Origin of the sequence: Pseudomonas salmasensis (genome assembly GCF_014268375.2) — a bacterium.
Lineage (GTDB): Bacteria > Pseudomonadota > Gammaproteobacteria > Pseudomonadales > Pseudomonadaceae > Aquipseudomonas > Aquipseudomonas salmasensis.
Map to the genome: position 1 here is coordinate 3,059,511 of NZ_CP077083.1, position 14,305 is coordinate 3,073,815.

General features: G+C 61.0%; 12 protein-coding genes and 1 riboswitch. Of the genes, 8 read left to right on the forward strand and 4 right to left on the reverse strand.

From position 1 onward, the window contains the following. Positions 1-68 precede the first annotated feature (68 nt). Entirely contained in the window at positions 69-1,304 is a 1,236-nt protein-coding gene (locus HU731_RS13690) for a cation:proton antiporter (RefSeq protein WP_186607304.1), read from the forward strand. Here the strand turns inward: HU731_RS13690 and HU731_RS13695 are convergent. Then, positions 1,288-2,163 (reverse strand): LysR family transcriptional regulator, encoded by an 876-nt coding sequence (locus HU731_RS13695; RefSeq protein ID WP_186607303.1) that lies wholly within the window; start codon positions 2,161-2,163, stop codon positions 1,288-1,290. The two genes, HU731_RS13690 and HU731_RS13695, sit on opposite strands and share 17 nt — an antisense overlap. Before the next feature lie 92 nt (positions 2,164-2,255). Here HU731_RS13695 and HU731_RS13700 point away from each other — a divergent pair, with 92 nt between their 5' ends. Together HU731_RS13700 and HU731_RS13705 are read left to right on the forward strand one after the other, a co-directional pair. Beyond that, positions 2,256-2,669 carry a VOC family protein gene (locus tag HU731_RS13700; protein ID WP_186607302.1) on the forward strand — a complete coding sequence of 138 codons (414 nt, stop codon included), beginning with the start codon at positions 2,256-2,258 and terminating at the stop codon, positions 2,667-2,669. 34 nt (positions 2,670-2,703) lie between these two features. After that, entirely contained in the window at positions 2,704-3,993 is a 1,290-nt protein-coding gene (locus HU731_RS13705; protein WP_225931662.1) for a cation:dicarboxylate symporter family transporter, read from the forward strand. Positions 3,994-4,012: 19 nt separating this feature from the next. Here HU731_RS13705 and HU731_RS13710 read toward each other — a convergent pair whose 3' ends face one another. From HU731_RS13710 to HU731_RS13720, 3 genes are all read right to left on the reverse strand, one after another. Then, entirely contained in the window at positions 4,013-4,903 is an 891-nt protein-coding gene (locus HU731_RS13710; protein WP_186607301.1) for a formate/nitrite transporter family protein, read from the reverse strand. Positions 4,904-4,974: 71 nt separating this feature from the next. Beyond that, a complete protein-coding gene (locus HU731_RS13715; RefSeq protein ID WP_186607300.1) occupies positions 4,975-6,894 on the reverse strand; it encodes a patatin-like phospholipase family protein in 1,920 nt (639 codons plus the stop codon). A gap of 100 nt (positions 6,895-6,994) precedes the next feature. After that, positions 6,995-7,399 carry an acyl-CoA thioesterase gene (locus HU731_RS13720; RefSeq protein ID WP_003194988.1) on the reverse strand — a complete coding sequence of 135 codons (405 nt, stop codon included), beginning with the start codon at positions 7,397-7,399 and terminating at the stop codon, positions 6,995-6,997. A 199-nt stretch (positions 7,400-7,598) separates the two neighbouring features. Then, positions 7,599-7,705, forward strand: a riboswitch (S-adenosyl-L-homocysteine riboswitch). A gap of 21 nt (positions 7,706-7,726) precedes the next feature. On the opposite strand from HU731_RS13720, the gene ahcY reads away from it, so the two are divergent. The 5 genes from ahcY (at position 7,727) to rhlE2 (ending at position 14,295) form a co-directional block, all read left to right on the forward strand. Further along, positions 7,727-9,136, forward strand: coding sequence for an adenosylhomocysteinase (ahcY, locus tag HU731_RS13725; protein ID WP_186607299.1), 1,410 nt, complete (start codon positions 7,727-7,729; stop codon positions 9,134-9,136). Positions 9,137-9,314: 178 nt separating this feature from the next. Next, complete coding sequence (gene metF / locus HU731_RS13730; protein ID WP_003194992.1) at positions 9,315-10,160, forward strand: methylenetetrahydrofolate reductase [NAD(P)H]; 846 nt, start codon at positions 9,315-9,317, stop codon at positions 10,158-10,160. Positions 10,161-10,239: 79 nt separating this feature from the next. Then, positions 10,240-11,322: a hypothetical protein gene (locus HU731_RS13735; protein WP_186607298.1), complete on the forward strand. Its 1,083-nt coding sequence runs from the start codon at positions 10,240-10,242 to the stop codon at positions 11,320-11,322. A 63-nt stretch (positions 11,323-11,385) separates the two neighbouring features. Beyond that, entirely contained in the window at positions 11,386-12,189 is an 804-nt protein-coding gene (locus HU731_RS13740; RefSeq protein WP_186607297.1) for a substrate-binding periplasmic protein, read from the forward strand. 222 nt (positions 12,190-12,411) lie between these two features. After that, positions 12,412-14,295: an RNA helicase RhlE2 gene (gene rhlE2 / locus HU731_RS13745; protein ID WP_186607296.1), complete on the forward strand. Its 1,884-nt coding sequence runs from the start codon at positions 12,412-12,414 to the stop codon at positions 14,293-14,295. The last annotated feature ends 10 nt before the right edge of the window (positions 14,296-14,305 follow it).

The window sequence follows — 14,305 nt, forward strand, 5'->3', positions numbered from 1 at the left end:
CCTGTTTATACTAAAGCCCGATTCGACGCACCCCGTGCGCCTATATTTCCCTGCTCCAAGGACCCCGGATGCTTGAACTTGTCGCCGCCTTCATCTGCCTCACCACCCTGCTCACTTATGTGAACTTCCGCTTTATCGGCCTGCCGCCCACCATCGGCGTGATGGTCACTGCACTGCTGTTCTCGCTGATCCTGCAAGGCCTGAGCGTGCTCGGCTACCCAGGCTTAGAGGAGCGCGTCCAACAGCTGATCGGCCAGACCGACTTCGGCGATTTGCTGATGAACTGGATGCTGTCGTTCCTGCTGTTCGCCGGCGCCTTGCACGTCAACTTGAACGACTTGCGCAGCTACCGCTGGCCCATCGGCCTGCTGGCAACCTTTGGCGTGTTGATCGCCACCGTGGTGATCGGCAGCCTGGCGTACTACATCTTCGCCCTGTTTGGCTGGCACGTGAGCTTCCTTTACTGCCTGCTGTTCGGCGCGCTGATTTCCCCTACCGACCCCATTGCGGTGCTCGGCGTGCTGCGGACCGCCAATGCCTCCAAACCGCTGAAGACCACCATCGTCGGCGAGTCGCTGTTCAATGACGGCACCGCCGTGGTGGTGTTTACCGTGCTGCTGGGCATCGCACAGTTGGGTGAGACGCCCACCGTGGGCGCCACGGCCATGCTGTTTGCCCACGAAGCCATTGGCGGCGTGCTGTTTGGCGGGCTGATCGGCTACCTCGTGTACCTGATGATCAAGAGCATCGAACAGTACCAGATCGAAGTCATGCTGACCCTCGCCCTGGTGATTGGCGGCTCGGCCATGGCTTCGGAACTGCATGTATCTGCACCGATTGCGATGGTGGTTGCGGGGCTGATCATCGGCAACCTGGGCCGCAAGCTGGCGATGAACGACATGACGCGTCGCTACCTGGACGGTTTCTGGGAACTGCTCGATGACATGCTCAACGCCTTGCTGTTTGCGCTGATCGGCATGGAGTTGCTGTTATTGCCTTTCAACTGGCTGCACGTGTTCGCGGCCAGCCTGCTGGCGGTGGCGATCCTGCTCTCACGCCTGCTGACCGTGGCCCCGGCGATCCTGTTGCTGCGCCGTTGGCGCACGGTGCCACGCGGCACTATTCGCATCCTCACCTGGGGCGGCCTGCGCGGCGGCGTCTCGGTGGCACTGGCCTTGGCCCTGCCCTTGGGCCCGGAGCGTGACTTGTTACTGAGCATCACCTACATCGTGGTGCTGTCTTCGATCCTGTTGCAGGGGTTGACGATTGGTCGCGTTGTCAGCCGCGTTACTGGGCCTCAGTAACTGCGCCGCGCAACACTTCAAGCAGATGCCGCATCGCCAACGGGCGACGCGGTGTCGAGCCGCACATGACCACCAACTCGCGCGCATAGCACTTCGGGTCGCCAGCCGGTAACACGCGGATGCCGTTGCTGGGCATCCCCGCCCACTGCGGCACCAGCGATACCCCCATCCCTTGGGCGACCAGCATCAGGATAGTTTCCAGCGCATCCAGCTCACATAACACCTCGGGGTCGAAGGACTGTTCATCCAGAAAACGCTGGGCGATCTGCCCACCCCAGGAGCGAGCGTCATAGCGGATGAAGGGGCGCTCGCATAACAAGGCAGCCAGTGGTTGCGCCCCCCGCTCGGCGGGCGCAATCAGAATCAAGGGTTCGGCACGCAGCAAGGCCATCGACAGGGCTTTGGGCGGTTGAAAGGGCGGCCGCACCAGTATCGCCGCATCCAATTGCTGGTTGAGTAACTTCTCGTAAAGGCTTCTGGAATCGCCGGGTGTGATCTTCAGCCTCAGCTTGGGTGCCGACACCGTCAGCCGCTCGATCACTCCGGGCAAGACGCCGGTCAGCGCCGTGGAGATGGCCCCGATTTTAATCTCCCCCGATAACTCGTCCTGGCTCAGGTGTTCCTGCAGCTGGCGCGCCTGTTCAATGACGGCCTGGATTCTGGGCAAGAGCAGCAAGCATTGATCCGAAGGCCACGCGGCATGTGCCGTGCGCATGAGCAGCGTACAACCCAGCGTGCGCTCAAGCGCCTTGACCCGCTGGCTGATCGCCGCCGCGCTGCGGTTTTCTCGGCGTGCGGCAGCGGCTATGGACCCGGTTTCAATGACCGCGACCAGGCTCCTCAGGAATCGAACATCCATAAGTTTTCCTTTCGCTCAGACCAAGGCAAACCCGTTTTACCCTGGCGGCACCGCCTGTTTACCCTGAAAGCTCCTCACTTGGAGAGCCAGCCATGAACAGACCCTTTCACGCTGCATACCATGTTTATGACTTAGACGAGGCGCGCATTTTTTATCGAGATGTTTTGGGTTGCACGCAGGGCCGGTGCAGCGAGACCTGGATCGACTTCGACTTTTTCGGCAATCAACTCTCACTGCATCTGGGTACGCCCTTCCCAACCACACGCACCGGCCTGGTCGGTGAGCACCATGTACTGATGCCGCACTTGGGCGTGGTGTTGCCACTTGATGAGTGGCTAACGCTTGCCGAGCGCCTCACCCGCCTGGGCACGCGCTTTGAGATCCCACCTGTGACGCGCTTTGCCGGCGAACCGGGCGAGCAGCGCACGATGTTTTTCCTCGACCCCAGCGGTAACCCGATCGAAGTCAAAGGGTTCAAGGACTTCGAAGGTTTGTTCGCCCAGTAAATCCCTGACAACCACAACAATAAGGGCCACCCCCATGACCGTCAGAAAACCCACCAGCCTCATCACCCGCATTATGATCGGCCTGGTTGCCGGGATAATCGTCGGCATCCTGCTCAACCAATTTCCCGAGCAAAAAGCCTGGTTCATCGACAACCTGCTGCAACCGGCGGGCGACCTGTTCATCAAGCTGATGAAGATGATCGTCGTGCCGCTCGTCTTCGCCTGCATGACCGTCGGCATCGCCGGCATGGGCAACCCGGCTGCCCTGGGTCGCGTCGGCCTGAAGACCTTCGTGTACTTCTTCACCATCACCAGCATTGCCATCGTCTTCGGCCTGCTGGTTGGCAATGTGGTGCAGCCAGGTTCGGGCGCCGAATTCGGCAGCACGCTGCAGGCACCGGCCACGGGGCTGGCCTCCAGTGGCACCCCACAGAACCTGGGCCAGGTACTGCTGGCCATCGTGCCGGACAACATCGTCCTGGCCATGTCACAGGGCAAACTGCTGTCGGTGCTGTTTTTCGCGATCCTGTTCGGGTGTGCCTTGTCGTTGCTGCCCGAGGAGCGCAAAGCGCCGTTGATCAGCGTGATGCAAGGCGTTTCCGACACCATGTTCAAGGTCACCCACCTGGTCATGCATTACTCGCCGATAGGTATTTTCGGGCTGATCGCGGTCACCGTCGCCAGCTTTGGCCTCAGCGCGTTGCTGCCGCTGGCCAAGCTGATCGGCACGACCTATGTCGCGGTGCTCTTGTTTGCCCTGTGTGTATTGGGGGCAGTGGCACGCTTGGCCGGCGTCGGTTTTTTTCACCTGCTGCGGGAAATACGCAGTGAATTGCTACTGGCCTTCAGCAGCGCCGCCTCGGCGACGGTGATGCCTCAACTGATCGAGAAGATGGAGCGCTATGGCGCGCCACGGCCCATTACCAGCATGGTGATCCCGCTGGGGTACTCGTTCAATCTGGATGGCGCATCGCTGTTTGCTGCGCTGGGCACGCTGTTCATCGCCCAGGCGTATGGCATCGACTTGAGCCTGGCGGATCAAGGCATGCTGGTCTTGATCATGGTGCTGACCTCAAAGGGCGCGGCAGGCGTGCCAGGCTTCATGTTCATCATCCTGACCGCGACCTTGACCGCCGCAGGGCTGCCAGTGGAAGGCGTGGCGATCATCGCAGGCATCTACCGGCTGATGGATATGCCCGTCACCGCACTGAACGTTCTGGGCAACGCATTGGCACCCTTGGTGATCGCACGCTGGGAGGGCCAGCTCAAGGCACCCGACAGCACGCCGGCCTCCGAGCCTCCCAGCGTGCCATTCAAGGCCTGACGCTTCAGCCAGGGCGAGGTCAGGCTTTGTCCTTATCCTGACGGGGCTTGGCCCGCGTATGAGATTGAGTAACAGCAGGCACGGAAGCCTCGCTGCGAACCTGCGCATGGCTGATCAACGCAAAGATGAAACTACCGCCGATGATATTGCCGGCCAGGGTCGGCCCGGCGAAGACCAGCCAGAAATCCTTCCACGGCAACTCGCCGGCAAACACCAGGTAGGACACTTCGGCTGAACCGACGACGATATGGGTGAAGTCCCCCAGTGCCATGAAGTAGGTGATCAGGATGATGATCCACAGCTTGGCACTTTCCATCGACGGAATCATCCAGACCATGGTGGCGATCATCCAACCGGAGACGATGCCCTTGGCGAACATCTGCGCGGGGTCGTTCTCCATGACCTTGCGCCCGATCTCGAGGAAGGCCAGGTCGGTCTTGGTATCGAAGATCGGCAGGTGCAGCATCACGTAGGCCACCAGCAAGGTGCCACACAGGTTGCCCACCAGCACCACCGTCCACAGCCGCAACAAGCGCGCGGCATTGGCCAGGGTCGGTTTGCTCATCACCGGCAGCACGGCGGTCAGGGTGTTTTCGGTAAACAATTGCTGACGGGCAAGAATCACCGCGAGAAAACCTGCGCAATAGCCAAAGCTGGCGATCACCTTGAATTCGTCACCGTCCGGCAGGCGCGAATTCAGCAGGCCCATGCCCATCAGCGACAGGCCCATAGTCAGGCCGGCAGCCAGTGCCGACCACCACAACGCGGCCACATTGCGCTCCAGCTCCTGGTCGCCTTGGGTGCGGATAATTTCGTGTAATACAGCCGCGCGAGGCGGCTGGTTGTCATCAACGTCCTGCTGCTCTTCCTGCGACAGGTTGGGGGTCTTGCCGTCTGCTTGAGTGGCCATGATGTACCAGAGTCCAAGGGGTGCCTGTAGCTACGACACGCCGCGACGATGGCTGTTCAGTGGCACCGCAACTAAACCGGAATACGCCAGGCCTTGGCCTGCTCCACGGTGGTAGAGCTGAAGGGTTTACTCCAGGGTTTATTGCGCGCCCGGTAGTGTGTGACGATGCCATCAAGCACACGATTGAACTCCGCCGGCGTCGTCGCCTCGCCCAGATCACGCACCGCGCGCTGCAATAACTCGACGTTGGCAGCCGGTTGTCCAGGGCGGTATAGCGAGGGATAAATCACTTCGCGAATAAAATTCTCTGCCTTCACCCCAATATCGCGTTTGTGCATTTCAGTGACAGCGCTGCTCAACACCTTGGACAGGCCAGAGCCATTGCCCGTCCCGCGTTTGGCGCCCACCTGCAGCAGTTGCTGAAAATTACGCTGGCCTGGCGCATTCAGGCGCTTGCCCAGCCATTCGATATCCTCGGGTCTACGGGCGAGGGCGTCCAGATTGCGCAGCGCCGAGGCTATCTTTGGCGTAATCACCAGCGACGTGTCGGTTTGATTGGCTTCGGCAATCGCGCTGTCCAACGCCTTTAACGCCTGTTGTGCGTCTTTGCGAAAACGCAACGCCTCGGCGCCGGCCGGGTCCTTTTGCAATTCGTCCTGCACGCTGGCGAGCATTTGATCATCCATCGCCATCACGGCATCGTTCAACGAGGGGAATTCATGGTGCTCACGCTCCAGCTCACGTTTTTGCAGGTGCCCTGACACAGTCTGGCGAGCCTGGGCCTGCAAATGCTGTTTCTGCTCGGGGGTCATGGTGAAATTGACGGTGCCACCGAGCAGGCCGCGATAGTCACCTTTATCGGAGTTCAACGGCAACGTTACCGTTTGCTCCGAATACGTTTTGAGCCGGTCATCCTGATAGCTTTCAGCGGCGGTGTGTGGCGTGCCGGTGAACGTGTCGGTCAGATAGCTGAAAAAACCACCGCTTTGGGGGGGCGTTGACGGTTTGTCAGACTCGAACTTGACGATCAGGGCTTCGTCCTTGCCCAGAGGGCTTTCAGGGAACGAACGCTCGATGACACCCGGCGCTGGGGTATTGAGCAGCAACCCGCCGTCCTGAAACGCAGTGACCTCTGACGCAGCCTGAAACCCGTGCCCCTGTTCGGTGGGGCTCTTGAACAGGCCAGGCAGGGCACCCGAAATAAGCGCGGCGCGGGCGATATCCATATCTGGGGTGAGGCTGGCATTGAATACCACCAACTGCGGGCGGCCATCGAACATGCCCGTGCCGGTGATGTTCAGTTGCTTGATCGCCGGAATATGCCGGCTCAAGATCTCCAGGTCGCGAAAAGTGGGGCCACCGCCAGCGCTAAGCCGTTCGGCAATTGCGGTGACTTCCGGGGGCCGGTTGGCTGCGGGCATACCCGCGATATGGGCAAGAAGCGATTGACGCGATTCGTTGCGAATCAAGTCTTCCAGCGGCTGCCCATCGGTTTGCAGGCGCGGCAGCAACGTCAGCAGCAGTTGAGAGATATTACCCGCCGGCCCTGGCACTTTCCCGACGAATTTGCCGATCTGGGAACTGGCCTCCTGCAACCACGCCGTGACCGGGTCTTTGCTATTGAGCAGGCTGGGCAGGTCAAGGTTATTCGACAGTTGCGTAAAGGCCTTGGCATCCATGCCGCTGGCGAGCAGCGCGGCGGAAATGGCGCCGGCAGAAGCGCCGGAAACCACTTTGACGCCTTTGAGTTTGTCGGCCTCTTCAAGCGCCTGCACCATCCCTGGAAAGGCAATGCCCTTGGCGCCACCGCCACTGAGTACCAAGTGAGCGGGCGGCGGCGGTGACAGCACCACCTCCACACGTCCATCGCTGTGACGATAAATACTCAGGTTGCGCTCGCCCACACCTTTGACCAGAGGCGTCTTTACGTCCTGGCCGGTGGTCTGAGGCTGAGGGGGCTGATTCTGTACAACAGAACTGGAGACTTTCATACACGAGGCTCTCTCTACAGGGTGTAGGCCTGAGTGATGAGAGAGCCTCGGATAGATCCATGTGGAATGATTTGGTAACGCAAATCACGCCATGCAGTTGTTACTCGGGAAGACTGTCGTCCTTGAACTGGTCCTTCACGTACTTGATTTCGGTACGGCCGTGGGGTGCCGGCAAACCGTCTTCGCCCAGGTTGACGAAGACCATTTTTTCTACGGTCAGGATGCTTTTGCGCGTGATCTTGTTACGCACTTCACAGGTCAGGGTGATGGAGGTGCGGCCGAACTCGGTGGCGGTGATGCCCAGTTCAATGATGTCGCCCTGGCGCGAGGCGCTGACAAAGTTGATTTCCGAGATGTACTTGGTGACCACGCGCTGGTTGCCGAGCTGGACAATCGCGTAGATGGCCGCTTCTTCGTCGATCCAGCGCAGCAAGCTGCCGCCGAACAGGGTGCCGTTGGGGTTGAGGTCTTCGGGTTTTACCCATTTGCGGGTGTGGAAGTTCATGATCACTCCAAAGCGTCTTGCCAAATGATGGGCAGCATCATGGCAGAGCCAGGGCCCAAGCTCTATGAGCCATTAGCTATCAGGCCCATGAGCGATCTTCATGCCGCCGGATAGAAAGGCTTGGGAAGTGCCGCTTACACGGCTATAATCGCCTCCGTTTCAAAACGGTCATCTTCGGTTGATACCGTTCTCCCGCCACCTGTCCGAGGGGCGCTGCAGCAGGTTCAACCTGTCAGGCTCGGATGGGGCGTTGTCCGGCCTGGTTGCCCTGGCCTGATACTAAACGCACAACGGCGCCCATTCGCACACTACGAATGGAGGCTCTCTATGAGCGCTGTAATGACGCCTGCTGATTTCAATGACTACAAAGTCGCCGATATGTCCCTGGCTGCCTGGGGCCGTCGCGAAACCTTTATCGCCGAATCCGAAATGCCAGCCCTGATGGGCCTGCGTCGCAAGTACGCCGCTGAGCAGCCGCTCAAGGGCGCCAAGATTCTCGGCTGCATCCACATGACCATCCAGACTGCCGTGCTGATCGAAACCCTGGTTGCCCTGGGTGCCGAAGTGCGTTGGTCGTCCTGCAACATCTTCTCGACTCAAGACCAGGCCGCTGCCGCTATCGCTGCTGCCGGTATCCCGGTATTCGCCTGGAAAGGCGAGACCGAAGAAGAGTACGAGTGGTGCCTGGAGCAAACCATCCTCAAAGATGGCGCGCCTTGGGATGCCAACATGATTCTTGACGACGGCGGCGACCTCACCGAGCTGCTGCACAAGAAGTACCCGCAGATCCTCGACCGCGTCCACGGCGTGACCGAAGAGACCACCACCGGCGTACACCGCCTGCTGGACATGCTGGCCAAGGGCGAGCTGAAAATCCCGGCCATCAACGTCAACGACTCGGTGACCAAGAGCAAGAACGACAACAAGTACGGCTGCCGTCACAGCCTGAACGATGCGATCAAGCGCGGCACCGACCACCTGCTGTCGGGCAAGCAAGCCCTGGTGATTGGCTACGGTGACGTGGGCAAGGGTTCGTCCCAGTCCCTGCGTCAGGAAGGCATGATCGTCAAGGTCTCCGAAGTTGACCCGATCTGCGCCATGCAAGCCTGCATGGACGGTTTCGAAGTGGTTTCGCCGTTCATCAACGGCCAGAACGACGGCACCGAAGCCTGCATCGACGCAGCCCTGCTGGGCAAGATCGACCTGATCGTCACCACCACCGGTAACGTGAATGTGTGCGATGCGAACATGCTCAAGGCCCTGAAGAAGCGCGCCGTTGTCTGCAACATCGGTCACTTCGACAACGAGATCGACACCGCTTTCATGCGCAAGAACTGGGCATGGGAAGAAGTGAAGCCGCAGGTACACAAGGTTCACCGTACCGGCGCTGGTGATTTCGACCCACAGAACGATGACTACCTGATCCTGCTGGCCGAAGGCCGCCTGGTGAACCTGGGCAACGCCACTGGCCACCCAAGCCGCATCATGGATGGCTCGTTCGCCAACCAGGTGCTGGCGCAGATCTTCCTGTTCGAACAAAAGTACGCCGACCTGTCGCCAGCCCAGAAAGCCGAGCGCCTGACCGTCGAAGTACTGCCCAAGAAACTCGACGAAGAAGTGGCCCTGGAAATGGTCCGCGGCTTCGGCGGCGTGGTGACTCAACTGACCAAGACCCAGGCCGACTACATCGGCGTGACGGTTGAAGGTCCGTTCAAGCCGCACGCTTACCGCTACTGATCGATCTTGCTGGCGCCGGCTCTTCTGTGGGAGCCGGGCTTGCCCGCGATGCAGGCGCCTCGGTGTTCCAGTAACACCGAGCTGATGCTATCGCAGGCAAGCCAGCTCCCACAGAAAGCCAGGCGCCCGCATCGATTGCGTATGCCTTCCAGGCTTTCGAGTTTCCAAGGGTATGACCATGTCCCAAGACCGTCGCTACAGCTTCGAGTTCTTCCCGACCAAGACCGATGCTGGGCATGAAAAACTGATGACCACTGCCAAGCAGTTGGCCAGCTTCAGCCCTGATTTCTTCTCCTGCACCTACGGCGCTGGCGGTTCGACCCGTGACCGCACGATCAACACCGTGTTGCAGCTGGAAAGTGAAGTCAAAGTTCCCGCCGCTCCGCACTTGTCGTGCGTGGGCGACAGCAAGGCCGACCTGCGTAGCCTGCTGACCCAATACAAAGCCGCCGGCATCAAGCGCATCGTTGCGCTGCGTGGCGACCTGCCATCGGGTATGGGCATGGCCAGCGGTGAGCTGCGCTACGCCAACGACCTGGTGAGCTTCATCCGCGAAGAAAGTGGCGATCACTTCCACATCGAAGTGGCCGCTTACCCGGAGATGCACCCCCAGGCGCGTAATTTCGAAGACGATTTGCAGAATTTCGTGCGCAAGGCCAATGCCGGCGCCGACAGCGCAATCACCCAGTATTTCTTCAACGCCGACAGCTACTTCTACTTCGTCGAGCGTGTACGGGCGATGGGCGTGAATATCCCCATCGTGCCGGGCATCATGCCCATCACCAATTACAGCAAGCTGGCGCGCTTCTCTGACGCCTGCGGCGCCGAGATCCCACGCTGGGTGCGCAAGCAACTGGAAGCCTATGGCGATGACGTCAAAAGCATCCAGGCGTTCGGCGAGCAGGTCATCACCGAGATGTGTGAGCAATTGTTGCAAGGTGGTGCGCCAGGGTTGCATTTCTATACCCTGAACCAGGCTGAACCCAGCCTTGCCATCTGGAACAACCTCAAGCTGCCACGTTAACGCTTGCAAGGTTGTGCCAAGGCCCTCGTTCTGACGAGGGCCTTTGTCGTTTTACGTTACCCACGGAACCCCGCAGTCCATGAATACAATGCCCCCGACGTCTCGCCCGCAACTGGTCTACCTGGTCTTCGGCGCCGACACCTACCATCAGGAAGCAGTATTCAGCATCGCCAGCGCACTGGCGTTCCTGCAGGACACCCCGGACGCGAACATCGACATCCAGGTATTTAGCGACAACCCCGAGCCCTATCGCCTGCTGCCGGTGCGCGTGCGCCCATTGGACGAAGCCACCCGCAAGCGCTGGAGCGAGCCTCACGGCTATCACTTTCGCACCAAGCACGTGGTGCTGCGCCAGGTACTGCAAGAATCCCCGGTGGCGCTGCTGATCGACACCGACACCTTCTTCCATCATTCGCCCACGGCCCTGTTCGAACGCGTACAGCCCGGCACCTTGTTGTGCAACGCCTTCTACACCAAGTACGGCGACAACCACGAAAGCATCCTGTACACCGCCCTGCGCCAGCGCCTGCTGGATATGGGCGTGGCCGACGATGACATGATGACCCTCAACTCCGGCGTCATGGGCCTGACCCAACAGGATGCGCACATCCTCGACCGCTCCATCGAGTTGATGGATGAACTGTTTCCCCATGCCCAGGGCGCCTACACCCTGGAAGAGTTCTGCCTGTCCATCGCCGCCTACCGCACCGTGAAGGTGCGCGAGTGCCCGGACCTGATCCACCATTACTGGAGCCGCAAACAGCTGTTCCGAGCCAAGGTCAAGGCGTGGATCGCCAAGCACGCCAGCGCGCCCACCAGCGCACAAGCCCTGGCCGATACGCGTCAGGTCTCCTCGCACCTGCCGCGCCCGCCGCGTTTTCAGCGCTTGATGTACAAGCTGATCACCCTGCTGCTGCCCAAGCACCAGCAACAGTTCATCCGCGAAATCCTCTACGGCTGCTACGAACACGAAAACGAGTTCGACCAGGCGTGCGGCCCGGTCTGGTGGGACAAGGCCCGACAAAACCAGGAAGAACGCCAGAAGCGCCCGATTGATGCCCACCAGTTGGAACACTGGTTCGCCAACCCCGTGGTGCGTTTGATTCTGGGTGAGCGCCGCGCAGCGATCCAGGAACACCTGCTGAACGCTCCCGCGAAGTAACGCTGCCCGCCAATGCGCGTGCCAGAGCTTCTCTTTATTCGGGGAGCGTCGTAACCTCAGGGTATGCCCGTCCTCTTCAAGCTGTTCACCGCTGTGTTGTTTTCTTGCCTGAGCCTGGCCGCTCATGGCGAGAAACTGCGCATTGTCACCGAGCCTTGGGCGCCCTATGTCTACGAAGACAACGGCACCATGGCCGGCCTGGATTATGAAACCACCCTGATCGTGTTCCAGCGCCTGGGGGTGGAGGTGCAATGGCAGTTCCTGCCCTGGAAGCGCTGCCTGGCGATGCTTGAGCAGGGCCACGCCGACGGCGCGCTGGATATTTTCCACAGCCAGGAGCGCGACGCGTTGCTGCTCTATCCCAGCGAGCCGTTGTCGGAAGTCGAATTTGTCTTGTTCTATGCCAACGAACGCCCCCACCCCGCCGCCGCCCTCGACGACCTGCGCGGCCTGACCGTTGGCGTTTCCCCTGGTTACCTGTATGGCGACGCGTTCAGTGAGTCCAACACCTTCCAGCGCGAGCCCGCGCCCAGCCATGAAGCCAATTTTGGCAAACTCATGCTGGGGCGCATCGATATGGTGGTGACTGACCGGCGCGTGGGGCACCACGTGATCAAGGCGCTGGGCCTGGAAGGTAAAGTCAGCCAGGCGTCGGTGGTGGTCAGCCGCCAGCAGCAATTTCTTGCGGTACGCCGTGGCGCAGGCATGGACCTGCTGGTGCAACGCTTTGCCGCCGAGCTCAAGCGCTTCAAGCAAGAGCCGGCCTATGCCACCTTGAGCGCCAAATATGGCCGGATGCACGAGCAAACGGCCCCCATACCCGCCCCCGAACACGCCGTTGAGCAGCAGGAAAGCAGCGCGCAGTGATTGCTCTGTTATACTGCGGCCTTTCCGCCAGGCTTACGCCCGGCCGCTCGGGTCTTGAAAACGGCACCCAACCCAGCTACTGCGCAGCTTTGCGGCCCGCGCGAGCCGGTGGAGTGCCCGCCAGACGCAGCAGGACCGGACGGGGTTGCGCTCCCCTAAGCGCCATTCACGCCCGGCAAGATTATCCCTTTGGGCCAAGCCCTAACTAAAACAGGATTACTCATGTCCTTTGCTTCCCTCGGTCTCTCCGAGGCTTTAGTCCGCGCCATCGAGGCAGCGGGCTATACCGAGCCTACTCCGGTGCAACAGCGGGCCATTCCCGCCGTGTTGCAAGGTCGCGACCTGATGGTCGCGGCTCAGACAGGTACTGGTAAAACCGGCGGTTTCGCCCTCCCGATCCTGGAGCGGTTGTTTCCCAACGGTCACCCGGACAAATCCCAACGTCACGGCCCGCGCCAACCGCGCGTACTGGTCCTGACCCCAACCCGCGAACTCGCAGCCCAAGTGCACGACAGCTTCAAGCTGTATGCCCGCGACTTGAAGTTCGTCAGTGCCTGCATCTTCGGCGGCGTCGGCATGAACCCACAGGTTCAGGCCATGTCCCGTGGTGTCGACGTGCTGGTAGCCTGCCCAGGTCGTTTGCTCGACCTGTGCGGCCAAGGCAGCGTCGATTTGTCCCACGTGGAAATCCTCGTATTGGACGAAGCCGACCGCATGCTCGACATGGGCTTTGTCCATGACGTGAAAAAGGTCCTCGCCCGCCTGCCGGCCAAACGTCAGAACCTGCTGTTTTCGGCAACGTTCTCCCAGGACATCACTGCCCTGGCTGGCAAGCTGCTGCACAACCCCGAGCGCATCGAAGTCACGCCACCGAACACCACGGTCGAGCGTATCGAGCAACGTGTGTTCCGCCTGGCGGCCAGCCACAAGCGCTCGCTGCTGGCGCACCTGATCACCCACGGTGCCTGGGAACAGGTGCTGGTGTTCACCCGCACCAAGCACGGCGCCAACCGCCTGGCCGAGTACCTGGACAAGCACGGTCTCACCGCCGTTGCCATCCACGGCAACAAGAGCCAGAACGCACGCACCAAAGCCCTGGCCGACTTCAAGGCCGGTACCGTGCGCATCCTGGTGGCCACCGATATCGCCGCACGCGGCCTGGATATCGACCAGTTGCCACACGTGGTCAACTTCGAGCTGCCAAACGTCGATGAAGACTATGTGCACCGTATCGGCCGTACAGGCCGTGCCGGTCGTTCGGGCGAGGCCATTTCGCTGGTCGCGCCGGACGAAGAAAAACTGCTAAAAAGCATCGAGCGCATGACCAAGCAGAAAATCGCCGACGGCGACCTGATGGGCTTCGATGCCAGCGCCGTGGAGGCCGAGAAGCCTGAAGCGCGCGAGCGTCCGGATGTGCGTAACCCGCGCAACCCTCGCGGTCCGAAGGGCGATGGCCCGAACGGCGGCGGTGGTGGCGGTGGCCGTCGCGACAAGGGCAAGGACAAAGGCAAGGAAAAATCCGCGACCAGCAGCCGTGGCGAACGCCCGGCCCGTGAGCAGAAGCCCCGTGAAGGCACCCCGGCCCGCGAACAGCGCCAGCCGAGCCAGCCGCCACGCGCTGCGTCCGACCGCGCGCCCGACGAGTTCCTTGACGACGATATCGATAATTTCGGTAACCGCGTCGACTACGTGCCCCAGGCCAAACCGGCCCAGGGCCGTGGTCGTCGTCCAGGGGCTCCGGCCCAGGGCGCAGGCGCTCCACGTAGCGGCCAGCCACAGGGCGGTCGCCAGAACGCACCGCGCAACAGCAGCGGCGGCACCACCGGTACCCCGCCTGCCAAGCGCAGCGGCCCGCGTAATGGCGCACCGCGTGACGGCCACGCCCGCCGCGAAGACTCGCGCAGCAACAACCGCCGACCAGCCCGTGACGATCAACCTCGCTCGTCCGAGCCTGCGGTACAAAACCCGCGTGGTGGCCCGGCGCCGAAGATCATCCACAAGGAGTCGAAAGCGGATCGCTTCCCGACACCTGAGCAGTTGGACCAACTGCCAGGCCGCCCTCGTGGTGAGAAACCAGCGCTGCTGACTCGCAACCGCGAGGCATAAAAAAAACCCG